Annotated in this window: 19 protein-coding genes; 13 read left to right on the plus strand and 6 right to left on the minus strand. The window is 69.9% G+C overall.

The window, feature by feature from the left end; all coding sequences use genetic code 11:
- The first annotated feature begins 25 nt into the window (after positions 1 to 25).
- A complete protein-coding gene (locus IPL89_10360) occupies positions 26 to 1054 on the plus strand; it encodes a J domain-containing protein (GenBank protein ID MBK9063582.1) in 1029 nt (342 codons plus the stop codon).
- A gap of 3 nt (positions 1055 to 1057) precedes the next feature.
- Here the strand turns inward: IPL89_10360 and IPL89_10365 are convergent, their stop codons facing one another.
- Genes IPL89_10365 through IPL89_10375 form a run of 3 tightly spaced genes read right to left on the minus strand, consistent with a single transcriptional unit; the run spans position 1058 to position 3523 of the window.
- Entirely contained in the window at positions 1058 to 2176 is a 1119-nt protein-coding gene (locus IPL89_10365) for a hypothetical protein (protein ID MBK9063583.1), read from the minus strand.
- A gap of 2 nt (positions 2177 to 2178) precedes the next feature.
- A complete protein-coding gene (locus IPL89_10370; protein ID MBK9063584.1) occupies positions 2179 to 3093 on the minus strand; it encodes a hypothetical protein in 915 nt (304 codons plus the stop codon).
- Entirely contained in the window at positions 3086 to 3523 is a 438-nt protein-coding gene (locus tag IPL89_10375; GenBank protein ID MBK9063585.1) for a helix-turn-helix transcriptional regulator, read from the minus strand. Before IPL89_10375 ends, IPL89_10370 begins: the two co-directional genes overlap by 8 nt.
- Positions 3524 to 3562: 39 nt before the next feature.
- Between IPL89_10375 and IPL89_10380 the strand changes: the two genes are divergently transcribed.
- The 7 genes from IPL89_10380 (at position 3563) to IPL89_10410 (ending at position 15535) form a co-directional block, all read left to right on the plus strand.
- A complete protein-coding gene (locus IPL89_10380; GenBank protein MBK9063586.1) occupies positions 3563 to 4330 on the plus strand; it encodes an ABC transporter permease in 768 nt (255 codons plus the stop codon).
- Between the two features lie 64 nt (positions 4331 to 4394).
- Positions 4395 to 6092, plus strand: a complete 1698-nt coding sequence (locus IPL89_10385) for a VCBS repeat-containing protein (GenBank protein MBK9063587.1) — start codon at positions 4395 to 4397, stop codon at positions 6090 to 6092.
- 278 nt (positions 6093 to 6370) lie between these two features.
- Complete coding sequence (locus tag IPL89_10390; protein MBK9063588.1) at positions 6371 to 7972, plus strand: hypothetical protein; 1602 nt, start codon at positions 6371 to 6373, stop codon at positions 7970 to 7972.
- Between the two features lie 238 nt (positions 7973 to 8210).
- On the plus strand, positions 8211 to 10643 hold the full coding sequence (locus tag IPL89_10395; protein MBK9063589.1) for a hypothetical protein: 2433 nt from the start codon (positions 8211 to 8213) through the stop codon (positions 10641 to 10643).
- Positions 10640 to 13249, plus strand: coding sequence for a PKD domain-containing protein (locus IPL89_10400; GenBank protein ID MBK9063590.1), 2610 nt, complete (start codon positions 10640 to 10642; stop codon positions 13247 to 13249). Before IPL89_10395 ends, IPL89_10400 begins: the two co-directional genes overlap by 4 nt.
- A gap of 103 nt (positions 13250 to 13352) precedes the next feature.
- Complete coding sequence (locus tag IPL89_10405) at positions 13353 to 14531, plus strand: ABC transporter ATP-binding protein (protein ID MBK9063591.1); 1179 nt, start codon at positions 13353 to 13355, stop codon at positions 14529 to 14531.
- Entirely contained in the window at positions 14528 to 15535 is a 1008-nt protein-coding gene (locus tag IPL89_10410; protein ID MBK9063592.1) for a glycosyltransferase family 4 protein, read from the plus strand. Before IPL89_10405 ends, IPL89_10410 begins: the two co-directional genes overlap by 4 nt.
- Here the strand turns inward: IPL89_10410 and IPL89_10415 are convergent.
- Positions 15520 to 16479, minus strand: a complete 960-nt coding sequence (locus IPL89_10415) for a GNAT family N-acetyltransferase (GenBank protein MBK9063593.1) — start codon at positions 16477 to 16479, stop codon at positions 15520 to 15522. The two genes, IPL89_10410 and IPL89_10415, sit on opposite strands and share 16 nt — an antisense overlap.
- A gap of 17 nt (positions 16480 to 16496) precedes the next feature.
- On the opposite strand from IPL89_10415, the gene IPL89_10420 reads away from it, so the two are divergent.
- Positions 16497 to 17549 (plus strand): glycosyltransferase family 2 protein, encoded by a 1053-nt coding sequence (locus tag IPL89_10420; GenBank protein ID MBK9063594.1) that lies wholly within the window; start codon positions 16497 to 16499, stop codon positions 17547 to 17549.
- On the opposite strand, the gene IPL89_10425 is transcribed toward IPL89_10420, so the two are convergent.
- Together IPL89_10425 and IPL89_10430 are read right to left on the minus strand one after the other, a co-directional pair.
- Positions 17546 to 18703: a glycosyltransferase gene (locus tag IPL89_10425; GenBank protein ID MBK9063595.1), complete on the minus strand. Its 1158-nt coding sequence runs from the start codon at positions 18701 to 18703 to the stop codon at positions 17546 to 17548. The genes IPL89_10420 and IPL89_10425 overlap by 4 nt on opposite strands.
- Positions 18700 to 19791: a glycosyltransferase gene (locus IPL89_10430; GenBank protein ID MBK9063596.1), complete on the minus strand. Its 1092-nt coding sequence runs from the start codon at positions 19789 to 19791 to the stop codon at positions 18700 to 18702. The genes IPL89_10425 and IPL89_10430 overlap by 4 nt, the downstream gene beginning before the upstream one ends.
- A 22-nt stretch (positions 19792 to 19813) precedes the next feature.
- On the opposite strand from IPL89_10430, the gene IPL89_10435 reads away from it, so the two are divergent.
- From IPL89_10435 to IPL89_10450, 4 genes are all read left to right on the plus strand, one after another.
- Entirely contained in the window at positions 19814 to 20638 is an 825-nt protein-coding gene (locus tag IPL89_10435) for a PIG-L family deacetylase (GenBank protein MBK9063597.1), read from the plus strand.
- Between the two features lie 135 nt (positions 20639 to 20773).
- Positions 20774 to 22108, plus strand: a complete 1335-nt coding sequence (locus IPL89_10440) for a PEGA domain-containing protein (GenBank protein ID MBK9063598.1) — start codon at positions 20774 to 20776, stop codon at positions 22106 to 22108.
- Between the two features lie 70 nt (positions 22109 to 22178).
- Positions 22179 to 22838, plus strand: coding sequence for a hypothetical protein (locus IPL89_10445; GenBank protein MBK9063599.1), 660 nt, complete (start codon positions 22179 to 22181; stop codon positions 22836 to 22838).
- Positions 22839 to 22913: 75 nt separating this feature from the next.
- The gene (locus IPL89_10450; GenBank protein ID MBK9063600.1) at positions 22914 to 26081 is read left to right on the plus strand and encodes an exo-alpha-sialidase; all 3168 of its coding nucleotides are present in this window, start codon (positions 22914 to 22916) and stop codon (positions 26079 to 26081) included.
- Positions 26082 to 26085: the final 4 nt, after the last annotated feature.

Below are 26085 nucleotides of genomic sequence, written 5' to 3' on the forward strand. Positions count from 1 at the left end.
GCGTCTCGGGTATCGTGGCGCGGCCATGGCGACCCGCGATCTCTACGCCGCGCTCGGGATCCCGAAGTCGGCGTCCGACGCCGACGTCAAGAAGGCCTACCGCCGGCTCGCGCGCAAGTACCACCCCGACGTCAACCCCGGCGACACGACCGCGAAGAAGAAGTTCCAGGAGATCGCCTCGGCGTACGAGATCCTCAAGGACGCCAAGCGGCGCAAGCATTACGACATGACGGGCGACACGGGCGAGCCCCCCGAGCCTGGCGCGTGGCCCCCCGGCGGCGGCGTCCCGCGCGGCGCCTCCCATCCCGCCGGGTCGCCTTTCGGCAGCGGGTCCGGCGGCGGGCCCGGAGGCGGGTTTCGCTGGACGGGCGATTTCGGCGATCTCTTCTCCGAGCTCTTCTCGGGCGGCGCGCCGGGCGTCGGCCCGCGCGGCGTCGCCGAGGACGACGACGACGCGGCGGCGCAGCTGACCATCCCCTTCCGCGATGCCGTGCTGGGCGGCGCCGTGTCGTTCCGCGCGCGCCTTCCCCGGCGCTGCGCGCGGTGCGGCGGATCGGGCCGAACGGGCGGGAGCCCCTGCCCGGTCTGCCGCGGTCTCGGCGAAGTCGTCTCGAACGAGAAGATCACGATCCGCATCCCCGCCGGCGTGGCGACGGGGTCGAAGGTGCGCGTGGCGGGGAAGGGCCGGACGGAGGAGGGAGACCTCTACGTGGCTCTCACGGTCGAGCCCCACCCGTATTTCGGGCGCGAGGGCGACGACATCCTCACCGAGGTTCCCGTGACGGTGCCGGAGGCGTACGCGGGCGCCGAGATCGAGATCCCGACGATCCACGGCCCTGTGCGCGCGAAAATCCCGCCGGGGACCGCCGCCGGACAGCGCTTCCGCCTCAAGGGGTTCGGCGTGAGGAGCGGGCGCGGCGCCGACGGCGACCACTACTACCGCGTCACGATCGCGACGCCCGAGCGCGTCACGGACGAGGGGCGGAAGATCGCCGAGAAGTTTGCCGCGCTCTACGAGCGCAACCCGCGCGCGAACCTGCCGTCGGGGCTCTGACGACTACTGCTTCTCCGCCATCGTCCGGACGGCGGAGAGCGCGCTGTCGAGCTGGAAGTCGGGGCGCAGCGGAATCGTGAGCGGAGCGCGCTTCAGGGACGCCGCGTCGCCCCCCACGTAGCTCAAGCCGCCGTCGCGCACCCACCAGTACGTGGGAACACCGGCGGGCGAGATGATCGTCCCGATGGAGAGAGTGAACGGCATGTCGATGCCTGTCGGGATCGGGAACTCGAAGCCGCCCCGCCCGATCGGCGTCGTCCGCGAGTTCGACGTCCGGCCCGCCGTCGGCGTGCCCGTCGCCGCCGGAGGCTTGGTGTAATCGTCGGGGAAGCCGATGCGCAGCACGTTCTGCTTGCGCGTCGCGAGGTTCGCGAACGACACGAGGACGCCGCCGTCGCCCACCGGGTCGCGCTGCACGGCGGGGTACATGTACGAGGACGTCGGCAGGTCCCGGCTGTCCGTCGGGCCGGCGGCGCCCGCGATCTCGTTGAGATCGCGCGCGACGACGTCGTCGAGCTTCAGCGCGCCGTCCTCGATGAAGAGGGCCGCGTAGCGCGCCTGCGAGAGCGCGCTCTCCTCCCACCACACGAGCGAGAGGATCGAGCGTGTCTTCGTCACCACCTCGCCGTCGGCGTCGAAGTCCTTGTAGGCCTGCCGCGTCACGAGGAGGCGGGGGTTGACGGAGAAGTACTGGCCGGGGTTCGGAAGGAAGCGGCCGACGGACCAGCTGCCGTCGCGCAGCATCGAGACGTGAATGTCCGCGAAGAACCCCTGGACCTGCAGGCTCGTGTAGACCACGAAGACGGTCTTCGTGGAGTCGTCGTACTCGAGCGACTCCCCGAACTTGCGCAGGTCGTTGAACGTGCCGCCCACGATTCCGACCGTCGGCTCCTGTCCGGGGAGCGTCGTGCGGAGCGCGACGACCGACGTCGCGGCGTCGAACGGGTTCGCGCCGCTGATGACCTGGCCGTAGGTCGTCGTGAACACCTCGTAGAGCGAGCCGTCCTTCGCGAGCACCGCGGTCGCGGCGTCCGCACGGGCGCCCGCGAAGAGGGCGCACACCGCCGCGAGGCCGAGGACGGCCGCGATGCGGGAGGCGAAGGGTCGGCGCGAGAGGGACACGGTCAGCTCCTGAGGTTGATGACGTTTCGGAAGTCGAAGACGTCGAGGTATGCGCGGAGGTTCTTGAAGTCCGGATACAGGTGCGCGAGACGGTCGAAGTAGCCCTGCGCCGCGGGCGCGTCGCCCGAGAGATGGCAGGCCTCGCCGAGGAGGTACAGGAGGTTCTTCTCGGCCTCGAGGTCGCCGGCGACGGCGACGCGCGAGAGGCCTTCCTCGCCGAACCACCGGGCTTCCTCGAACCGGTCCTGCTTGAGGTAGCCGAAGCAGAGATCGAGGAGCGGGTACACCGTGAAGCCGCGGGCGGCTTCCTTCTCGAGCGTGTCGAGCGCCCCGTGCACGAGCGCGAGCCCCTCGGGCACGCGGTCGAGCGCGATGTGGCAATACCCGAGGTTGTCGGACCACTGCGCGCGCGACACGGAGAGCAGGGAGGCTTCGGCGCGCGTGCGCTCGAGCGCCGTGCGGTAGGCCTCGGCCGCCTCCTCGAACTTGCTGTCGGCCGCGAGCGCGTTGCCGACTTCGTTGAGGCACGCGCCGATCAGGCGCGGGTCCCCGATTTCCTCGGCGTGGCGGCGGGCCAGATTCGCGTAGAAGAAGACCTTGTTGCGCTCCTTGCGGAGCCTGTAGATCGCCGCGCTCGAATACGCCGCGCGGAACGCCGTCTGCGGCTCGCGGGTGCGCAGCAGGATCCGCTTCAGCTCGACGAGCTCGTCGGAGGCGGGGCCCGTCTCGGCGGCGGCCGCGGCGCGGCAGACGTAGATCCAGTCGACGAACGCGGGCTCGTCCGTCGCCCGCGCGGACGCGAGGGCCGCGTCGTAGCAGCCGAGCGCGGCCGCGAACTCGCCCTTCTCGAGGTGCGAGAGCGCGTCGCGGCGCGAGGCCTCGGCGGCGGAGCGGGCGTCGACTGCCGGCTCAGCCATTGGTGTCGTCTCCGGGGTCTTCCTCGCCCTTCGCCTTCTCGATCTGCATCTTCTTGAAGGCGATGAACTCGGCGACTTCGCGGCGGGAATCCTCGGGGAGCGCGGCCCAGTCCTCGAACGGCGCGGCCGCTCCGGGGGTTTCCCGGGCGACGGCCGGTTCGGCGGAGGGCTCCTCGAAGAAGTGGCTCATGGACAGCTCGAACACCTGCAGGATCCTGAAGAGAGTGTCGAGACCGACCTTGTACTCACCGTTTTCCATGCGGGAGAGGTCGGACTGCGTGACCCCGATGCGCGCGGCGAGATCCGCCTGGGTCAGATGCCGGCTTTTCCGGATCTGCCGGATCTTCTGCCCCACGAGGAGAATCTGGGATGCACGCGGTACGGCACTCATGGTCGCTGACCGGTTAAGATAGCCCTTCCGCGGTGCCATTTCAAGCCCGTTCCGCGCCGCCCGAGGGACGCTAGTTCGTTGAAGAACAAGGTTTTCCTGCTCTCCCAGCTGCTCCGGAGGGACCTCGCCGCCCGGTACGCCGGGAGCTTCGCGGGGCCGTTCTGGGCCATCCTGAATCCGGCGATCATGTGCGCGCTCAACGCGTTCGTTTTCGCGTACGTCCTCAAGGTCCCCACGCCGAAGGGGTTCCAGGGGACGTTCGTCGAGTTCCTGCTCGCCGGAATGCTCCCCTGGCTGGGGATCCAGGAGGCGATCGTCCGGGGTACGACCTCCGTCACGGACCAGGCCCACCTCGTCAAGAAGCTGAAGTTTCCGGTCGCCCTCCTGACGCTCTCCTCCGTCGGGGCCGCGCTCGTGATCCAGACGATCTCGATCGCGCTCCTGACGGGGTTCCTCCTCGTGGCGGGCCGCGGCTCGGTGGATCCGCTCCTCCTTGCCGCCGCGTTCGCCTTCGAGCTCCTTCTCCTCGTGGGGCCGGCCCTGATCCTCGCGTCGCTCAACCCGTTCTTCCGGGACCTCGCGCAGATCCTCCCGCCCGTCCTCATGATCGCGTTCTACGTGACGCCGATCCTGTATCCGGAATCCCTGATGCCCGCGTGGGCCACGCCGCTTCTCACGTTCAATCCGCTGCGCGACGTCATCGCTCTTTTCCGCGCGGCGCTCTTCGGGATGCCGGTGCCGCCGTGGCGCCGTCTCGGCATCGAAACCGCGGCATTCATCGTGCTAGGCTTTCTGGGACGTCAGCTCTATCGCCGGTTGCGTCCGGCCTTCGCAGACGTTCTCTGAGCCCCGAATTCCGCTCGCCCGCCGGCCGAAGGCCGCCGGGTTTCGTGCGTCGACAGGAGATTTCGTGAAACGTTTCCTCCCCGTTCTCGTGGCCGCCGCGGCCCTCGGCTGCACGTCGTCGACTCCGCCCGCGGCGCCCGCGCCGGCTCCGGCCACGACGGCTCCGAATCCGACCCTCGAGGAACGCGCGAAGACGAACGTGAAGGTCCAGGAGGCGCTCGGCATCAAGCCCCCCGCGGACGTCGACGACGACACGCCGGTCGATCCGGTGCCGTACGTGGACCCCGCCACCGGCAAGCGGCTCCTCCGGCTGCCCAAGGGCGGCCAGTATTTCGAGAAGGACGGACGAGTCTTCCTCGCGATCGTCAACAGCCCGGGATTCCCGATCCTCAGCCAGGACGAGACGGCCTTCATCGTCGAGGCGCCGCCCGAGAGGAAGAAGCCCGATCCGAACGCGAAGAAAGCGCCCGCTCCCGAGGATCTCAAGCCGATCATCGAGCTGCCGCAGAGCGAGGCCGGGGTCGTAACCCCGAAGGTGTCGAAGGATCCGCTGCGCTTCGAGGAGATCTCGGCCGGCCTGCCGCGCTCGGGCATGTGGCGCGAGAACTTCGACATGGGCGACGTGCTCGGGCTCGGCCATCCCCAGATCGTCGCCCCTCCGGCGCGGCTGACGGGAGCGACGCTCAAGGTCTTCCGGCTCGACAAGGACGACGCGGGGAAGTGGCGCTGGCGCGAAGTTCCGCTCGAGCTCGAGAACCCCGACAAGATCGACGCCGCCTACGGCGCCGCCGCCGTCGCGGACATGGACGGGGACGGAAAGCTCGACATCGTCTTCGGCGGCCACGGCTCCGGCCCGGCCATCGCCTTCAACAAGGGCGCAGGCAAGTTCTCGATCGAGTCGCGCGGCCTCCCGCGGCAGCTCTCGACGCGGGCGATCGCGATCGGCGACCTGAACGGCGACGGAAAGAAGGACCTTCTCGTCGTGTCCGACGACCCCGAGTGGATCCGGACCGGTGGCGTTCCCGTGCGGGAGGCGGACGGATACCTGCGCGGATTCGACGTGCGCGCCTTCCTGAGCGAAGGGTCCACGTTCCGCGACGTTCACACGGGTCTCGAGGGCGCCTGCTTCGGCTACGCGGTTGCCGTGGCCCTTCCCCGGGACGCGAGCGCCGGGCTGCCGTTCTACACGTCGGGCTGCCGCTACACGGGAGCCACGTCGAACCTCTACGAATTCGACCCGAAGGCCGAGGAGTTCCGTTACGTCGGAGTCGGGGTCATCGAAGGCTACGGCCAGGCCTCCGGCGCGGCGGCCGGCACGTACATGGGGCGCCCCGCCCTCTTCGCTTCGTGGTTCAAGCGCACGCCGTCGGGCGGCGCGCCGAAGATCGACGGCCAGGGCATCACCGTCTACTACCGCGGCGCGGACGGCAAGGTCACGGGCAAGCGCATCGTGAAGACGCTCCAGTACGACTCGCCGTCCCCCGCGATCGTCGCCGGAGACCTGAACGGCGACGGCCTGGACGACGTCGTGTGGGCGGACGAGAGCGCGCACAAGGTGCGAGTCCTCTTTCAGAATCCCGGCGGCGAGTTCGAGGAGCTGGCCGCAGACCGGGAGCCCTCCTTCGTGAACCACCCGACGTCCCTGCGCATCGCCGACGTGGACGGCGACGGCCAGCCGGACGTCGTCCTCATGTACCAGTACCTCACCGGCGACGAAACCCGCGCGGGGGGGTTCCGGGTGTTTCGCGGCCTCGGGAAGTGAGATTCCGGGGGGGCCGGACACTAGTCCTGTAGATATGCGGCCCCAACATAATTTTCGGGATTGGCCTTGACATCGGGGAATTTCACCCCTATCGTCTGCCCAATGTTCGGGAAATCTCTATCCGATTCGATGCTTTTCTCGCTTCCGGTAAAGGGAAGCTTCGCTTCTGAAAAAATTGCGGGAGGTGATTCAATATCGCAGGCGGCGAGAGCCCGGATTTCATTCCTGAAGAACGACGAAATCACCCGTATCAATTGAATTCACTGGTAGGAGAAAAAATGAAGAAATTTTCCGTTCTGATCGCGCTCGTGCTGCTCGCGGTTGCGGGCACCGGCTACGCGGTCACCTGCTCGTACGACAACGTGCCGGCGGCGACGCTGCTCGTTCCGTACTTCAAGGTTTCCCTCAACGGCGCCACGGACTACCCGATCCCGTCCGGCGGCACCGACACGCTCGTGTCGGTCGTGAACGTGTCGTCGCCCGGCGTCATCGCTCACGTCACGGTCTGGAACAAGTACTCCAAGGCCGTCATCGACTTCAACCTTCCGCTCACCGGCAAGGACACCGTGTCCTTCTCGATGCGCGACATCCTCAACGGCAAGCTGAGCCCGAACCTGCCGCAGTACGACACGACGAAGTACCCCATCGATCCGTGCGGCCTGGTCAACCCCGGCAAGCCGAGCGCGACGTATCAGCCGAGCGTGGGCTGGGGCCAGACCCAGTTCATCCGCTTCTCGCACCCGGAAGCGATCAACCTCACGACGGACGTCATCCGCTCGATCTCCCAGTACAACCTGACCTCGGTTGACGCCATCGGCGCGCTCTTCCGCCCGACGGTGTGGGATTCGCTCGACGAGTCCGGCGACGTCACGTCCTGGACCACGTCCAAGGGCGCCAACATCCTCGACGTCGACAACCCGCAGTGCGGCTGGGCCAACGGCACCGACAGCGTCTACAAGGATGCCCTCAGCGGCTACCTGACGATCGACGTCGTCAACTACTGCACGAACTACTTCCCTGACCAGGCCCAGTTCTACAACGAAGATGCGATCGCGACGATCGGCTGGGGCACGACGTACACCCCGAACGTCCTCATCGGCGACATCTTCTTCGTGGACACGGCTGCCAACGGCGGCAACATCTCCGGCGACCCGGCCGTTGCCCTCGAGTTCGACTCGCGTCTCCCCTACACGTCCACCACGAAGACCTTCTTCGGCAAGTTCGTCGCCACGACGGCGATCGCGGCTTGCGCGACTGAGGGAACGGTCGGCTGCGCCGCGGCCCCGTACTTCGCCCCCGCGAGCTTCGTGTTCCCCGGCGACGGCCGCGAGCCGCTCGGCGACCACTACGCCTTCCGCTACCTGGCCGACTCGGCCGCTGGCCTCCAGTCCTGGATCCAGGTCTGGCGCAGCGACCTCTACGGCGGCACCGCTGTGAACCTCTGTGGCTGGGCGAACCCCGCCGGCAACAAGGGCGCCGCGGGCACCGGCTTCTATGACGCCATCCACCAGGTCGGCGTTCTCGCGTACGACGCCGACGAGAACCTCTTCGGCGGCGTGGGCATCCCGCCCGGCCCGTCCGGTCAGCCGGCCGGCACGACCTCGAACACGTACATCTTCCTCGAGTCGCAGCGCATCAACCTCGCCGCGACGGCCGACTGGAACCCCGCTGGGTTCAAGTTCGGTTGGGTCGACCTGACGCTCCGTGGCGCGACGATGACGGGCGCTGCGGCCAACTCGGGCCTCTACAACATGGGTTGGGTTGGTGTTCAGCACACCGCGCCTGGCGCCTTCATCAGCGTCGGCCACGCGGCTGCGAACCTCGACAACCAGTTCCAGTGCCGGCCCTCCATCGGCCAGGGCACCGGTACCCAGAACTGATTTCCTGACGTCTCAGGAGAGCGGGCGGCTTCGGCCGCCCGCTTTTTTTTTCGTGAGGACGGGGTGAAAGATCGGTCCGGGCCGCCGCACTTCCTCTCGTAGGCGGAGCCAATCGCCTGTGATTGCTGTGTCTGGACAAGCCGGGACTCAGCGAGATACGATCCGTATGTCGTTCCCTGTCAGCTCCTTGCCCGGGAAGGAGCCCCATCCGAACAACGCGCGGCGGAACCAAAACCACATGAACTTTCCAACGGCCAGTCAGCGCCTCGCGCCTCTCCGGCGCGCGGCATTCGCCATTGCCCTTCTCGGGCTCGCCGGGATCACCCTCCGGGTCGACGCCCAGGGCTGCTCCGTCCTTGCGCCCACCGACTTCGAGCCGAATCCGCCGGGGCCGGCGGGCGCGCGCCCGGGGTCGCTTTCGGCCGCATACAACAACAACCTCTCGCTCTACCGGGCGGGCGCGGGCGGGCCGTGGCGGCTGCTGCTGCAGGAGTCCTTCGGGTACTCGGTCCTCGACCTCTCGAACCCCGCGAACCCGACGGTCATCCGCTGGGACGACCTGCGCTACACCCCCACGCCCGACTCGAATCCGATCCCGCAGCACGGCGACGGGCAGAGCTACATCCAGACAGTCGCGGTGTCGCCCGACGGGGTCCGCGCGGCATTCTCGGTGAGCGGCCCGGCGGAGCCCGACTGGCACACGATGGTCGGGCGCGCCGACCCCAACAACGGCTTCGGCATCTGGGGCGACTTCGGCAACTCGCGCGCCTCCGGCACGGTCGTCCAGCAGGTCGGGTCGCGCTACATCGCCTACTCGACTCTCGGGACCGCGGCGGCCTCCGCGGCCGACGTCACGACGCTTCCGACCGCGCTCGGGTCGCTGAACGTCCCCTACGAGACGACGAACTGGCCGGCCGGCACCGGACTCGGCCTCGCGGGCGGGTTCCTGTACTACATCGCGGGGAGCGCGATCCAGGTCATCGACGCTTCGATCCCCGGCCCCGTGGGAAACATCACCTCCGGCTACCCGAAGCTGACGATCACGAGCGCGATGGTTCCCGACTTCGGGGGGCGGACGCCGCAGTACGTCTCGGGCGCCGTCGACCCGGCGAACGCGAACAAGCTGTGGCTCCTCGTGGCGCTCGGGCCGATCCTCGGCCAGGAGAACTCGCCGAGCTACGGCCTCGTCTCGGTCACGCGGGACGGCGGCCCACTCCCGAACCCCGTGTCCGCGGGCGCCGCCTACCGCATTCCCGCGGTCGCGGGCGAGACCTGGGTGAACGTCGGCCCGGCCTCCTCCCTCGTCGTGAAGAACGGCACGCTCTACGCGCTCATGTGGTCCAACCGCCGGGCGCCGAGCTACCGGTTCGGCATGTTCTCGACGACGGTGGCGGCGTGGGCGACGGCCTCGACCACGGCGAGCACGTCTGTCGTGAACAACCCGAATTTCAGCGTCGGGTCGACCATGGGCTTCGTCGACGGGCCCGGAAACACGCTCTACGGCTACGCCGCGTCCGGCGACGCCTGGGTCGTCCCGTTCTCGTGCGCCTCGCCCGACACGCCCGCGTCGTCCAGCCTGACGGTTGTGAACGACAGCGCGGGCGGCGCCGCGGTCGCGGATGGAGGCACCGTCTTCGTCGGCGACCAGCTCACGATCGTCCCGTCCGTCGTCCCGCAGCCGGCGTCGAGGCCCCTCACCTCGTGGAGCTTCGATTTCGACTTCCATGGCAGCGCGGTCGAGGACGCCGGGACTTCTCCCCGCATCAAGAACCCCGACCAAAGCATGGCCGTAAACGGCCCGACGCCTCCCGCGCAGAACATCCTCGTCGGGCCCTGCGACCCGATGGGCGTTCCGGCAGGCGTTCCGTCGACCGGCGTGGGCTGCTGGACGTCGGTCCAGGGAAACTCCGCCTCGGCGGGCGGGACTCCGGACTTCGGGCCCGATCCTCAGGGCGTCGGCAACACCAAGGCTCTGAAGATTGCCTTCGAAGCCACGAACTCGCTGGGCATCTCGAACACGGCCGTCTTCACCGTGAACTGGAAGATCCCCGCGACGCGCGTCGCGTCCACGCAGGTCCTCTCGGGCCAGCCGCTCTTGAGCGCCTCGGACGGCCATCCGATCAGCTACAAGTGGTATTTCGGAACGGCGCCGAACAACCTGCTCGTGGCCGGGGCGCCCACGCCATGCACCGGGCCGACTTGCGTGCCGACCTCGGGCACGTCGTACTACTGGCTCACGGCCACGTACGCGAACGGCTTCTCGACGCCCGACTACGTCGCCGGCACCACGCCGGGCCTGCCGTTCACGGTGACTAACTTCGTTCCCGTCTTCACGGTGAACGGCGCGTCGACGGGACCGATCACCGCGTACACGTTCCAGACGCTCCTGATCCAGAACAACTCGCAGCGCGGCTCCGGGATCACGGCGACGTACCAGTCCTCGCTCTGCGTCGCGCCGTGTGCGGACAACTTCGTGGCTCTATCCGGCATGCCGGACAGCGCGGGCGCCTCGACCGCGATCGCCGTCCCGACAACCCCCGGAAGCTACGTCCTCAAGATCCGGGCGAACTACACGGGGGCGCCAGCGGGTCGGCGACGTGGCCCGACCCGGCCACGACCCCGAGCGGTTTCCCGATCACCGTCAGCAACGCGCCCCCGCCGGTCAACGTGACGGCCAGCGCCAATCCGACAATCGTGGATCGGGGCCAGACAGTCACCCTCGCATGCTCGGCGACTGGCGGAACGGGCACCGGATATTCCTACGAGTGGGCGGGCACGGTGGGCGGGCCGTTCAGCACCCAGCAGAACTTCTCGTTCACGGCTTCGAATAATTCGCCCCAGGACGTCACGAGCACCTACTACTGTACGGTGAGGGACAGCGCCGGCACCCAGGGGTTCAATTCAGCCAGCGTGACGGTACGAAAGGCCCCGGCCTCCTCTCCCATCTCCGTGAACGCGTACGCGAACCCGAACCCCGCGAACGTCGGCAACCAGGTGACCCTCACGTGCCTGGCGACCGGAGGGAACGGGTCGTACAACTACGCGTGGTACGGCCCGACGGGCGGCAGCTTCAGCTCGCAGCAGGTCTTCACGTTCACGGCGTCGAACGGCTCGTCGTCCGACGTTCAGACCACGTACACGTGCAGCGTCTCGGATAGCGCCGGGGCGAGCGGCTCGAACATCGTCACCCACGTCGTGCGCGCCAGCGGTCCGCCGGCGCCGGCTTGCACGGCGGTGGACTACACGCTCAGGGACTACCTCTCGCAGCAGACGATCGTTCCGGTGGGCTCGGGCCAGTTCAGCGCCTACCAGGTCAGCGTGGGGCAGGTGCTCCAGTTCGTGCCGACGGTGTCGACGTTCACGACGTACAGCTGGACCTTCGGCGACGGCAGCACGTCGACACAGCAGGCGCCGCAGTACGCCTACCAGACCGGGGGCACGCGCAACGCCGTGCTGACCGCCTCGGGCGGCCTCGCGTGCACCGTTCCCGCGTCCTATACCCTCATCGTGTCCGGTCCGACCGGGAACTTCTCGGCCGCGTACGAGGACGCCTCGGCGATCACCTACTCCAACGTGACGGCGTTCAAGAACATCGTCTTCACGGCGTACGACGCGCCCGGAGCCGTGGACGCCTATTCGTGGGACTTCGGCGACAACACGGCGCACGCGACGGGCCAGACGCCGCCGCCGCACGCGTTCGCTCCGGGCACGTGGACGGTCACGCTCACGGTCACGAAAGGCGCGGCGAGCGTCAACCAGACGCTCGTCCTCACGGTCATCCCGCCGCCCGAGCCCCCGAGGTGGATCGTGCCGGGCATGGCCAACTCGACGTCCGCGTTGACGGGAGCGCACTGGCAGTCCGACGTCACGATCTTCAATCCACATCCGACCATCCCCGCGACCTACTCCGTCGCGTTCCTCGACGCGACGAACCCCTACGCGCCGCTGAGCTTCAAGCAGCTCGTCGTCCCGCCGCTCAACTCGCTCGGGTCCCCGAACCTTCTGGGTGACTTCTTCGGCCAGCCCAACGGCGCCTACGGCTCGTTCATGGTGCGCGGCGACGTCGCGCCGCTCGCGCCGGTCATCACGGCCCGCACGTTCAACAACGGCGATCCCGCGAAGGGCACGTTCGGCCTCTCGGTGCCCCCGGCCTCGGCCGCGGGCGGCGTGTCGGCGCAGGCGTCCGCAGCCGCTTCGGTCCTGATCGGTCTCAAGCAGAACGCCGCGGCGTACACGAACATCGGCATCGTGAACCTCAAGAACGACTCGGCGAAGGTCCGGCTCAACTTCTTCGACGGCACGTCGGCGGCGTTCCTCGGCACGAAGGACGTCGACCTCGCGGCCTATCAGTCGACCCAGATCTCCCGCGCCCTCGAAGCCGCCGGCTACGCCGGAACGAGCGACCTCTACACCGTGAAGGTCACGATCCTGGAGGGGACCGCCGTCTACCCGTACGCGACGGTCATCGACCTCAATTCGACCGATCCGGTCGTCGTGACGCCTACCGATGCGCCTTCGAACTCCTACCGCGTGCCGGGCATCATTCGGCTGACCGGCGCGAACGGCGAGAAGTGGCGCAGCCGGGTGACGCTCTCGAACCCGTCGACCACGTCGCGCAAGGTCCACATGGTGTTCTCGTACATCGCGTGCAACACGAACGGCTGCTCGAGCCTGAACAGCACCCAGGGCGACGTCCTGATGACGCCGGGACAGACGCAGCAGTGGGACGACTTCGTCAAGGTCTGGCTCACCGTCAAGGGCTTCATCCCCGTGGACGACGGGACGAGCTACGCGAGCTCGTTCCTCGACGTCTCGCCGGCGGCCGGCGACGCGAACCAGGATCCAGTCGTCGTCCTCGGCGAGACGTACAACGACACGCTGGCCGGCCACGTCGGTCTTCAGATTCCGGGCTACACGCCGCTCGACGGCGCGAGCCGGGTGGGCGCGTACAAGCGCCTCGCCCTGACGGGCCTCGCCTCGACCGCCGGGTACCGGACGAACCTCGCGCTCTTCGCCGTGGCGGGGTCCTCCGCCCGGTGGGTCAACGTTCACGTGTACGCGCCGGGCGGCGCGAGCCTCCGCGACATCCCCGTCTACGTCGACGGCTTCGTCCAGCTCTCCAGCGGAACGCTCTTCGGCGGCCTCGCCGGCGACCTCTCGCGGTTGTCGGTCGTCGTCGACAACATCGACGACGGGCTCACGGTGGCGGGCTACGCGACGATCATCGACAACACGTCGGGTGACGCCACGTTCGTGAAGGCGACGCCCGTCCCCTGACCTGACCTCGCGACACGCTCTCGAAACCGGCCCGGACCCCGCGTCCGGGCCGTTCTTTTTCGGGGCCGCGCGAGCCGCAGGGCGGATAACATCCCCGAGACCCATGCCCGAGACGCCGGCGACGTATTCCTTCTCGAACCTCTCGAAGGTCTACCGGATCTACGAGGCTCCGCGCGACCGGCTCGTCGAGGCCCTCACGGGCCGGCCGCGGCACGCCGAGGTGCACGCACTGCGGGGCGTCTCGGCTTCGATCGCGAAGGGCGCGGTCCTCGGCGTCGTCGGCGAGAACGGATCCGGGAAGAGCACGCTCTTCAAGATCCTCGCGGGCACCACGGCCGCCACGTCCGGCTCCGTGAGCATCCCGGGGCGGATCGCGTCGATCCTCGAGCTGGGCTCGTCCTTCCACCCGGAGGACACGGGCCGGCGGAACGTGATCCTCCAGGCCGCGCTCGCGGGCCTCTCGCGCGAAGAGGTCGCCGCGGCGCTGCCCGAGATCGAGGAGTTCGCCGAGCTCGGCGACTTCTTCGACCGCCCCGTGAAGACGTACTCGTCGGGCATGCAGATGCGCCTCGCGTTCTCCGTGGCGACCGCGGTGCTGCCGGACGTGATCCTCCTCGACGAGGCGCTCGCCGTGGGCGACGGACGCTTCCAGAAGAAGTGCGTGGACCGGATCTTCGAGCTCAAGGCGTCCGGGAAGACGATCTTCTTCTGCAGCCACGCCATGTACTTCATCTCGACGCTGTGCGACCGCGCGATCTGGCTGAACGCGGGAAGCGTGGCCGCGGAGGGAGACGCGCAAAGCGTCGTCCTCGCGTACGAACGGTTTCTTGCCCGCAAGGACGCCCCCTCCGCCCATCACCCGCACCCGCCCGCCGATTCGAAGGGGCGCATCACCGGCTTCACGCTGGTCGGCGCGGACGGGCGCGAGATGGAGGAGTTCCGGCCGAACGAGCCGTGGATCGCCGAGATCGCGTTCGAGGGCGACACGCCCGAGCGGCTCATGCAGGTGCACCTCGGCGTCGCGACGCTCGACAACGTGGAGCTGTTCACGGCCGAGTCCAAGACGGACGGCGCCGGCCCCTTCGGAGGCCGGGCGCGGCACAAGGTCCGGGTCCGGATCGACGAGCTCCCGCTCTGGAAGGGGGAGTTCGTCGCGACCGTGTTCCTCGGCGACGAGAAGGCGCTCGCGCTCTACGACTCGCGGAGCCGCACGTTCCGTGTCGAGTCGGACACGTGGCGCAACGGGCTCATGCGGCCCCCGCTCGCGTGGGAATCGCTGTGAAGATCGTCTACGTCCTCGAGTCCCTCGAGCTCTCGGGAGGCGTCAAGGTCGTCGTCGAGCACGCCGAGGGGCTGCGCGGCCGCGGCCACGACGTGACGATCGTGACGCGCGACGCGCGCCACGCGTGGCTGAGCGTCGGCGTGCCCGTCGTCGAGGTCGCCGCGTTCGACGCAACCACCCTGCCCGAGGCGGACGTCCACGTCGCGACGTGGTTCCCGACGGTCCCCCCCGTCGTCCGCGCCCGCCGTGCCGCGAAGGTCTTTCACTTCTGCCAGGGGTACGAGGCGCCGCACCCGCACACGTTCCACCGGCTGGACGAGATCGACGAGGCCTACCGGCAGAACGTGCCGAAGCTGCTCGTGTCGGCCCACCTCGAGGCGGTCCTCGCCCCGCGTTACCCCGGCCCCTACTTCGTGCTCCCGCAGGCGATTCCCGCGGCCTTCTTCGCGCCGCCCGATCCGCAACGCGACGCGCCCCGCCGCCCGCCCACCGTGGGCGTCGTCGGCCCCTTCGAGGCGCCCCTGAAGGGAATCGCCGTCGCGCTCGAGGCCGTCGCGCACCTGCGCGGCACGGGGCGCGACGTCCGGCTCTACCGCGCGAGCGCGCTTCCCCCGTCGATCGAGGAAAAACAGCTGCTCGACGCGGATGTCTATGGCCACGCGCTCCCCGCCGACGTGATGCCGATCTGGTACCACGCGTGCGACGTCCTGCTGTTCCCGTCCTTCGATGCCGAGGGGTTCGGGCTCCCGCCGCTCGAGGCGATGGCCGCCGGGGTTCCCGTCGTCATCTCCGACATCCCGTCGCTCGTCGTCCTGCCCGAGGACGCCGTGTCCCGGGTGCCGGCCGGCGACGCGTCGGGAATGGCCCGCGAGACGGCGCGCCTGCTCGACGAGCCGTGGCTCTGGGCGACGCGCCGGGCCAAGGGTCTGGAGGCCGCGCGGACGTTTTCGCTGGACCGCGTCCTCGACCGCCTCGAGGAAATCTTCGCTCAGAAGACTTCGTGATCGAGGAAGCGATAGTCGAAGGCGGCGCCTTCGGCGGCGGCGTCCACGTCGGCGCGGAAAGAGCGCACGACGAGGTGCGTGTCCGTCGCGGCCTCGGTGAACCCCAGCTCGCCCGTGAGGCGCGCGTGAAGCGCGCCGCGGCGGGGGAGACGGACCTCGAGGACGCGGGCGCGCCCCGTGACTTCGGCCGCGACACCCGCGAGGAGATCGGGCAGAGCGCCGCCGTCCGTGCTCTCGGCCTGCAGGTCCACGAGGAGCGCGCGGTCGCCCACGATGCGCACGGCCGCGAACGCACGGGCGCGTCCCGTGAAGTCCACGGCGTGGAAGAGCTCGTAGGGGACGCCGGGGCGGGACAGGAGCCTCCACGCCAGTGCGGCGGCGGACCGGTTCGTCCGCCAGCCCGATGCCGCGTGCAGCGCGTCGGCGAGGCGGTCGTGCGCGGCGCCGAGCGCGGCGGCGCGCGCGACGCGCCGGAAGGAGAAGCGCGAGCGCCGGAGAGGCGGGTCGAGAGGGCGCGCGAGCTGGCCCGCGGCCTCGATCGTCTTCACGCCCAGGAGGCGCTCCTCGGCGCGCCGGGCGCGCTCGTTCGGAAAGCCGAAGTCGAGCGGGATGCCGGCGGCGGCGTTGATCGTCACGTACGCCTTGCCGACGTCCGAGAAGACGTTGCGGTGTCCCAGCTTCCGCGCGTCCGGATGCGTCATGACGTCGCCGGTCGCGGCGCCGGGGAGGTCGCGGCCCGCGCCGCGGTAGCGCGTGCCGATCGCTCCGAAGAACCCCACGGCGCGCCCGTCCTCGATCGCGACGACCGACGTCGCGCGGTGCGGGTTCGCGTCGTACTTCCACGCCCATTCGGCGGCGCTCGGGGGCGCGCCGAACGCGGCCTCGGCCAGGGCGAGGAGAAGCGGCCGGTCGGACGCTTCGGCGGCGCGGATCTCGACGGCCATCGGGCTGAAAATACCCCATGCCCGTGATCTCTGCCGTCCTCGTGAGCTACCGGTCGGGCGCGCTCGCCGCGCGCGCCCTCGAAAGCCTGCGGGAGGACGCCGCGCGCTCGGGCCTCTCGCTCGAGACGATCGCCGTCGTGAACTCCGACGACGCGGCCGAGGCGCGCTCCCTCGAGGGCGCCGCCGACCGCGTTCTCGTCCCGGGTCGCAATCTCGGCTACGCGGGCGGCCTGAACGCGGGCGCGCGGGCCGCCTCGGGCGAGATCCTCGTCCTCTCGAACCCCGACGTCCTCGTCCGCCCGGGCGCGCTCGCCGCGCTCGCGGGGGCCGCGCGCGAGCGCCTCGCCGCCGCGGGCCCGGCGCTCTTCCTCGACGAGGGCGAGACGATTCACATGCCGCCCGCCGAAGAGCCGCATCCCTTCGCCCTCGCGCGCCGGCGGCTCGCGGGGACGCCGGCGGCCTTCCGCCGGGGGCTGCGCCGGGCCGCCGCAGCGGCGGAGGCGGCCGCCCGCGGCGAGACTCGCGCCGTGGAGGCGCTTTCCGGAGCGCTCGTCGCCGTGTCGCGCGCGACGCTCGAGCGCGTGGGCCCGTTCGACGAGGCCTATGCGCTGTACTACGAGGAGAACGACTGGCAGCGCCGGCTGCGGAAGATGGGGGGCGCGCTCCGGGGCGTCGGCGCCGCGCGCGTCGTCCACGCGTACAACAGCAGCGCGCGCCTCGAGCCCCGCGCGGCCGCGTGGTTCGCGGAATCCGAGCGCCGTTACTTCGCGACGCACTTCGGCGCGCGCGGCTCGGCCGCGCTCGATGCGCTCGCGGCGCACGCGCCGCCAGCGCCACCAGCGTTGGCGCCCGCCCCGGCGGGGGAGGGCGCGCTGCGCCTCCCGCGCCCCGCGGCCGTCGCCCTGTCGCCGCTCGCGGATTTCTCTTCTTTCGCGTTCGTGCCGCGCGCGCCGGCGGGCGCATGGCGCCCGCCGGCGGACGTCGTCGCGGGCTTCGGCGGTGCGCCCTGGTACGCGCGCGCCGTCGATCAGGTCTCGTTCGAGATCCTCGGAGAAGAGAAGATTTCTTAGAAGGTGAAGAGGGACTTCAAGCGGCGGCGGAGCGCGGCGAGTGATGCCTGCGCAGGCGATCCGGCCGCTCTCTTCTCATTCGAAGAAAATCCCTCTTCAATCCCCGTTCCCGCCGCCACCCACGCCCGCGCGGCGGGCGGGGCGGCGCGGAGCGCCTCGGCCGTCCGGCGGTAGGGCCGGAACCAGAGCTCCATTTCCTTCTCCGGCTCGGCGCCGTCGAGCGCCACCGCCCCTGCGCGGAAGCCGGCGAGGACGAGCTCGTTCGCGAGCGCGAGGCGGTCGGTCGTCGCGGGCGTGAGCGGGCCGGGCGGGACGACGACGAGGAGGTCGTGCGGAACGGGGGGACGGTCGTCCGGGAGGATCCACTCGTACGTCTGGGCGTCGCGCACGGCGCCGAGGTCGTTCCGGCGCCCGAACTCCTGGAACTCCTTCTCGTGCACGGCCCGCCACCGCCCCATGAGGATCTCCATGTTGCGGGCCGTGCGCGCGGCGCCGTCCGTGAAGCTCCCGCCGTGCCGGTGGTAGATCCAGACGTCGTCCGCGACGACGCAGCGGCGGCCCGCGGCGCGCGCGCGGTAGTGAAGGTCCGTCTCCTCGCAGTAGCCGCGGCCGAAGATCGTGTCGAAGACGCCGAGCGACGTGATCACGTCGCGCTTCACGAGGAGGCAGAAGCCCACGACCGTGACGGCGTCGGGGTAGCGCGCCGGGCTCGTCCGCCCGACGCGGCGGGCGAACGAGAAGACGTCCTCGCCCTCGGGCAGCTTCACGGAGAGGTTCACGGCGCCGTTCGAGAGCGGCGTCGCGAGGCCGATCGCGGGGTCCTTCTCGCAGCCCGCGACCATCCGCTCGAGGGCGCCCTCCGTCAGGAGCGTGTCGCTGTTCAGGAGGCAGACCCACGGCGCATCCGAGAAGAGGAGCCCCCGGTTCGCGGTCTCGACGAAGCCGAGGTTCCGCTCGTTCTCGAGGAGGACGATTCCGTCCTGCGCCCGCAGGAAGGCCGTCGTCGCCTCGTCGCTCGCGTCGTTCACCACGACGACCCGGGCCCAGGCGGGCGCGAACTTCCTCACGCTCGCGAGGCACGCGCGCGTCGAGCCGAGCGCGTTGTAGACGGGGATCACGAGGTCGCAGCGGACCGCGGAAGGGGAGGGCGTCATTTGCGGAGCCGTTCCTTCAGGCGCCACCACGGCGTGAAGAAGCGCCACACGCGCGACCGGTAGATCTGTTCGAGCGTCGCGTCGCGCTTGGCCAGCTCGGCGCGGAGGTGGCTGTTCTGGACGGCGAGAGACTGCTCGCGCGTCGCGGATTCCTCGCGGAAGCGGCTTGCGTCTTCACGCGTCGCCGCGAGCTCGGACTCGAGCCGCGCGGCACGCGCGGCCTGCGCGTCGAGGGCGGCGCGCGCTCCGTTCGCCTCCGCCTCGGCGCGCGCGTACTCCCCTACGAGAAAGCTCTCACGGCCGAGCGCTGCTTCGAGGTCGCCGACGACGCCGTCCACGAACGCCACCATCGCCTCCGGTGTCGTGGACGCGGCGTGCTTGGCGTAGAGGCGCCGGCGCGCCGCCTGCGAGGCCGGAGAGCCCCACGGAGTCGTCTCCGTGACGTTCGAGCCCGCGCGGACGCGGTAGACGGCTGTCACCTCGGGCACGTGGGCGACCGGAACGAGACGCGAGAGGCGGATCAGGAAGTCCCAGTCCTCGAAGAGGTCGAACGCCGGGTCGAAGCCCCCGGCTGCGTCCGCGAGCGCGCGCTCGTGGCCGAGCGCCAGGAGCGGGACGTCGTTCTTCAGGAGGATGCGGCCCGCGTCCAGCGGGCGGTCGTACGTCGTGATCGTCGCGCCGTCGTGAAAGGAGCCGTCCGCGCCGCGTTCCTGGCGCGTCTGCCGGACGGACGTGTGCGCCGCACGGGCTCCCGCGGCGCGCGCGGCCTCGAGCGCGGCGAGGTGGTGGGGCAGGTAGACGTCGTCGTCGTCGAGGTACGCGATCCAGCCCCCGCGGGCCGCCGCGAGTCCCGCGTTGAGCGCGCGCGTGCGGCCCCCCGGCGCCGGCGGGACGACGACACGCAGCCCTCGGCCGGGCGCCGGCGCGAGGAGCGCCTCGGGCAGGGGCCCGCCGTCGTTCACGAGGACCGTCTCGAAGTCCCGGAAAGTCTGCGCGCGGAGGCTCGCGAGCGCCTCGGCGAGGAGGTCGGGGCGGTCCTTCGTGCGCAGGATGACGGACACCCGCGGACTCGGCTGTGCGGCGTCCACGGAGGGAGTTTAAGCTTCCGGGGTGATCTCCGACGAGCTTCCGGACGAGCGCGCGCTCGTCCCGTACGAGGCGTCGCGCTTCGACGCGCGGCGCGTCCTCGTCCTCGCGCCGCACCCGGACGACGAGGTCTTCGGCTGCGGGGGAGCGCTCGCGGACCTCGCGTCGCGCGGCGCCACGATCGACGTCCTCCTCGTGACGGACGGAGCAGCGGGAGCTTCGGACGACGCGGGTCGCCGCGCGATCGCGGCACGGCGGGCGGACGAATCGCGCGCGGCGCTCGCGCTCCTCGGCGGCGGCGCCGTGCACGAGGGCGGCCTGCCGGACCGCGGCCTCAGCGGCCGGGCGAATGATCTCGAGGGCCTCGTCGCGCTCTGGCTCGCGCAGGCGGCGCCGGACGTCGTCTTCTGCCCCTCTCCGGTCGAGACACACCCCGACCACCGCGCGGTCGCGTACGCGCTCCTCGCCGTCGCCCGGCGCCCCGCGCAGGATCCCGCCGCGGCGGCGCTCGCGCGCGCCACGGTCGCGTTCTTCGAGGTCTCGCAGCCGTTCCGGCCGAACTTCCTCGTGGACGTCACGCCGTTCCTCGAGCGCAAGCGGAAGGCCGTCCTCGCCTTCGCTTCCCAGGCTGTCGAGCGCGACTACGCGTCCTTCGTCGACGGGCTGAACGCGTTCCGGCGCATGACGCTCCCGGCCCGGGTCGCGGCGGCCGAGGCCTACGCCGTGTTCCCGGGGGCGCTCCTGGCCGATCCTGCGGCCGTTCTGGGCGCCCTCCTGCCCGTGGGCCCGCGGGCGCCTCTGGGGCTCAGGGAGCGCCTCGGAGTCCTCTTCTCGGGACGCCTGCCCTGACTCGGGTAGCGGACCTATGATGGGAGGACGCCAAACCCCTTGCCGGCCCGTCCGGCGGGGGGGACGCGGGCTCGGCAAGGGAGTTGCTTTGGAGGGACTGGAGGCTGCGCCAGGGGCCTCCCGGGAGTCATGAAAATGCGTCAGAACATCCTTCCCCGCGCTCTTCGTAGGGCCGGCCTCTTCGGCGCCCTGGCGTTCGCCGGGGCTTCTCTCGTCCTCGCCCCGGCAGCGCTCGCGCAGAGAGGCGGCGGCGGCGGCCACGGCGGTGGTGGTGGCGGTGGCAGCCACGGCGGAGGTGGCGGCGGCAGCAGCCACGGTGGCGGCGGCGGTGGCGGTGGCCATGTGAGCGGCGGCGGCAGTCGCGGCGGTGGTGGCGGTTCGTACGCCGCGCCTCGCGGCGGTGGAGGCTCGTATTCGGGCGGCGCTCGCGGCGGCGGCTCGTACTCGGGTGGTCGCAGCGGTGGCTCGTACTCGGGCGGCCGCAGCGGTGGCTCGTACTCGGGCAGCCGCGGATGGACGACGCACGGGTCCGGAACACACCAGTCGGCGTCGGGCGGCCGTTATGCGGCACACCCGCCGGCCCGCGGCAACGGCTACGGACACGGCAGCTATCCCCATCGCGGCTACGGCGGCTATCGCCCGTACTACCCGTACTGGGGCTGGGCCGGCTGGGGCTGGGGTTGGGGCTGGGGCTATGCGCCCTACTGGTCCACGTGGTGGTGGGGCGGCCCGTGGGGCGGCTCGAGCTACTACGTCGCGCCGGAATCCATGGCCGGCGGCAGCGTCGGCGTCGGCGTTCGCCAGGGCCGGTACGCGATCGTCAAGACGGACGTGTCGCCTCAGGAAGCGCAGATTCTTCTGGACGGCAAGTACATCGGCTCGGCCGACGACTTCGACGGCATGCCGGACTTCCTCTATCTCGGGCCGGGCAAGTACCAGCTCGAGTTCCGCATGCCGAACTACATGACGTACGCGACCGAGCTCGACGTCACGGCCGGCCAGCAGGTGAAGATCGAGGAGAAGCTCAAGCTCGAGCCCGGCAAGAGCGCGCTCGACGCGTTCCCGCCGGAGAGCAAGGGCACGCCGCTCGGGCGCGTGTTCACGAAGGGCGCCTCGGCGTCCGCCGAAGCCGCGCCGCGCGGCGACGACGGCTGGAGCGACGGCGCCGCGTCGCCGTCGTGGCGCGAGGCCACGGACGAGGAGCGCATGGACGCGCGCGTCGCGCCGCCGCCGCGCCCGACGAACCGCGGGCGGATCAAGTTCCGCGTGATGCCGGACGACGCAGCCGTCTACATGGACGACAAGTACCTCGGCGCGGCCGACGACCTCGCGGCGAACGCGCGCGGCATCGTCGCCGAGCCCGGCACGCACACGATCACCGTGACGCGCCCCGGCTACAAGAGCAGGACCGTGGAGGTCACGGCGCGCGCCGGTTCACCGGTGGACGTCATCGTCGAGCTCGAGAAGTAATCCCCGCCGCGACGCGGCGAAGGACAGAGGGCCCGGGCATCCGGGCCCTTTGCTTTGGAAGGACGAACAGATGAGACGCGCACTCGGAACTCTCGCCGTGACGTTCTCACTCCTCGTTCCGGTGGCTCGCTCTGCGCCAGCGGCCGACGCGCCGCCAGCCGCGTCCGTCCGCTTCGGCACGCTCGACAACCCTTTCCGCCGGGGCCAGTTCGAGACCATGCGGGCGCTCGCGCACTATCTCGACGGAACCGCGCGGGACGCGGCAGCCGCCGCTAAGACGAAATCGAGCAACCGGTCCTCCAGCACCCGGAAGTTTCTCGCGTCGCTCGACGACTTCTCTCGAAGCGCCACGGCGTTCCACGAGCGGATGGACGCATACGAGATCCACCCCTGGGACGTGTCGGTCGACGTTCTCAAGCTCGACCGAAGCGCAGGACGCATGAACGACACGATCCGGCGGAAAGCGGCGTGGGCCGGTGTCGCGGACGAGTGGAACGGCGTCGTCGATGCGCTGGGCCGGATGAAGAACGTGCTGGAAGGTCTGGGCGTTCAGGTGCCCCCGGCCCGCCGGCGCCTCCCCGATTACGAGCGCGACTACGGGCCGTTTCCGGAAGGCCGGGACCAGGGCTACGAGCAGTACCAGCGCAAGCGCGCCCACGGCGGAACCGACGATCCGGACTACCGCTCCAAAGTGCCGACCCCCGGGACGAACACGCTTCCTCCGCCTTGACCTGTCGGGCCGAGAGGTGATCTCATCCTCGAAACCCGAGAGTTCAGTCGAGTCTTCTCCCAACAGGAGTGTGTGATGGTGCCAAGGAAGGCCTCAGCCGGGGCGTTGCTCGTCCTTTTCGGCGTTGCGGTCGGGACGTCTTCCTGCACGTCCTCGTCGGCCGCCCGTGCACAGAGACCCGTCGAGGCTCCTTCTGCGGAGGCCGCGTCGAGGATCGGAAAACCGGCGGACGGCAGCGCCATGGGGGATGCGCTGGAAGTCCGGGCCACCCCGGCAGGTCCGTCGCATGCCGCCGAACCGGCGCTCGGCGACAAGGACGACCCCAACGAGCACGCGCGCATCTGGTGGGAACAGCGTGCCTATCCCGCGAACCGGATCCCGAGCGACGTGCACCGGGCCGCCCTCCGCGAGGAGCTGAAGTCGGCGCGCACCGCGCTCGACGGGGCGGCAAACAACTGGACGAACCTGGCTCCGGGCGCGAACAGGAACATCACGTACGCGGGCTCGAGCAACCAGGACGCTTCCGGCCGAACGCTCGCGATCGCCATCAGCCCCGCAGACCAGAACCTCGTCCTCCTCGGAGCTGCGCAGGGGGGAATCTGGAAGTCCACGGATCGGGCGGCCACGTTCCGTCCGGTGGGAGACGGCCTTCCTTCGCTGGCCATCAAGGTTCTTCGCTTTGCGCCGAGCAATCCCAACGTCGTCTACGCGGGTTCCGGAGAGCCCCACGGCTCGACGAGCATCTACGGCGCCGGGGTCTTCAAGTCCACCGATGCCGGCGAGACCTGGCAGGCCCTCCCGGCGAGCGGAGCGGGCTGGAACTTCGACTACCTGTCGGTCAGCGGCCTGCAGGTGGACCCGCGGAACGCCAACACGCTCTTCGTGACGACGGCCGACGTCGCCTCGTACGTGGTCAGTTACAACCCACCGCCCGCCAACCGCCAGACGGGCGTCTTCAAGTCCACGGACGGCGGGCAGAGCTGGACTCTCCTCAAGGCCGCCACGACGTACACCTACCCGGGCAAGCAGCCCGGCAACAACGGGTTCATGGACCTGGAGATCGGGGGTCCGAGTCAGCCCGACCTCCTTTACATCACCGAGTACTACGGCGGCATCTACCGCTCCGCCAACGCAGGCCAGAGCTGGACCCGCGTGACGCCCCTGAATACCGGCGGCTTCGGAGCGTTTCCCGCGAGCGTTTCCAGCTATGGCCACCCGGCCTATGGCGGCCCGTACCCGCGCTTCACGAGCAGCGGATATCCCGACTTCAGCCGCATCGACATCGCGGTCCCCACGTCGAACCCGAGCGTCATCTACGCTGCGTACGCCACGGACGGCATCCTCGTGGACGTGGATGGGGACGGAACGTTCGACTCGAAGAAGGATCTCAATCTGCCCGGCGGGCTGCTGTTCAAGTCGACGAACGGAGGCGGCAGCTGGTCCTGGCTCGGAAGCTGGCTTCGCGACGGCGTCCCCGAGTACTGCGCGACGCAGTGCGACTACGACAACATGATCGTGGTGAACCCCGCCAACGAGAACGACGTCGTGATCGGGGGGAGCGCGAACTACAACGACCTCTGGCCGGACCCCATCGACAACCCCACCCGGACGCTCTCGCTCCCGTGGCGCGGGATGGTCTACCGGACTCTCGACGGCGGACGTACGTGGGTGGACACGACGCCGCACTGCACCCACATCAGCAGCACGTCCGTCCAGATCGACAACGGCGGGACCATGGTCACCGCGTTCCCGTGCGACCAGTTCGACCCCACCCGCGCGATCCACCCGGACATCCACACGGCCGTCTACGCGCCCAATGGCCAGATCTACGTCGGCAACGACGGAGGCATCTACAGAGGGACGGTGACCGGTTCCGGCACGCAGCCCTTCGACTACCGGTGGGAGAACCTGAACGCGACGCTGTCCACGCTTCAGTTCTATCTCTTCGACTCGCACCCCACGAACCCCAACATCATCGTCGGCGGCCTGCAGGACAACTCCGTGGCGTACTTCAACGGGACCTTCTGGGACGGCTGGGGCTACGGAGACGGGACGCTCGGACTTTTCGAGCCGGGCCCTCCGATCGGCGACCCGAACCACGTCTACATCGGAACCCAGCACAACATCCACCGCCATGACGGTGGGGGGGCGAAGAATCTCGATGCCTCGACCGGCTGGCACGAGCGGATGTTCAGCGACAGCAAGGTGGCCGACGGCGAGAGCGTTTCGTTCAACCCCGCCTTCACCATCGACGCGAAGCAGCCGCAGTACGTGTACGGCGCGAGCGACAAGGCGCTCTACATCTCGGGGAACCGTGGAGACACGTGGGCCGCGGTCAAGCCGTTCGCCGCGACGAACGGGAGGCCCACGGTCATCGAGTCCTCCTTCGCCAACAACGACCTCGTCTGGCTGGGAACGAACGCGGGCTACGTTTACCTCTACCAGTACACGGGCAGCGGCTTCACGGGCGCGGAGGCGGACACCGGTCTTCCGGACCGCTACGTGACGAAGATCGTCGCGTCCACGACCGACGCGAACACGGCCTGGGTCGCGTTCAGCGGCTACAACGCGAACACGCCGTCGACGCCCGGCAAGGTCTTCAAGACGACCAACAAGGGACAGACCTGGGCCAACATCAGCGGCAACCTGCCCGACATCCCGGTCTCCGCTCTCGCGGTCGACCCGGCGAACGCGAATCGTCTCTGGGTGGGCACCGACATCGGCGTCTTCAGCTCCACGAACGGCGGGACCAGCTGGTCCTCCAACCGTTACAACATGCCCATCGTGGCGATCACGGACCTCAAGTACAACGCGACTACGGGCTACCTGATGGCCGCGACGCATGGCCGCGGACTCTGGCGTCTGGCACCTGGCGGCGGCGGGGGCGGCCCCACGGTCTGCACCGAGGACGCCACCACGATGTGCCTGGTGGCCGGCCGCTACAAGGTCACGAGCCACTGGAGGAACCAGTACGCCGGCGGGGCGACGGCGACGCTCTCGAAGGCGAAGCTGACGGACGTGACCGGCGCCTTCTGGATCGCGAACGCGAGCACGTACGAGTACCTGATCCGCTTCAACACGGCGACGAACAACGGCCGCGTCTGGATCGCGATCCCGACGTTCACGGACGTCGAGTTCTGGATCGCCGTGACGGACACCCACACGGCGCAGTCGTTCGAGTACCACAGCCCGGCCGGCAACCGGACGCTGATCTACGACCCGAACACCTTCGTGTACCCGTGAGGAG

Source organism: Acidobacteriota bacterium (genome assembly GCA_016716715.1).
Classification (GTDB): domain Bacteria; phylum Acidobacteriota; class Thermoanaerobaculia; order UBA5066; family UBA5066; genus Fen-183.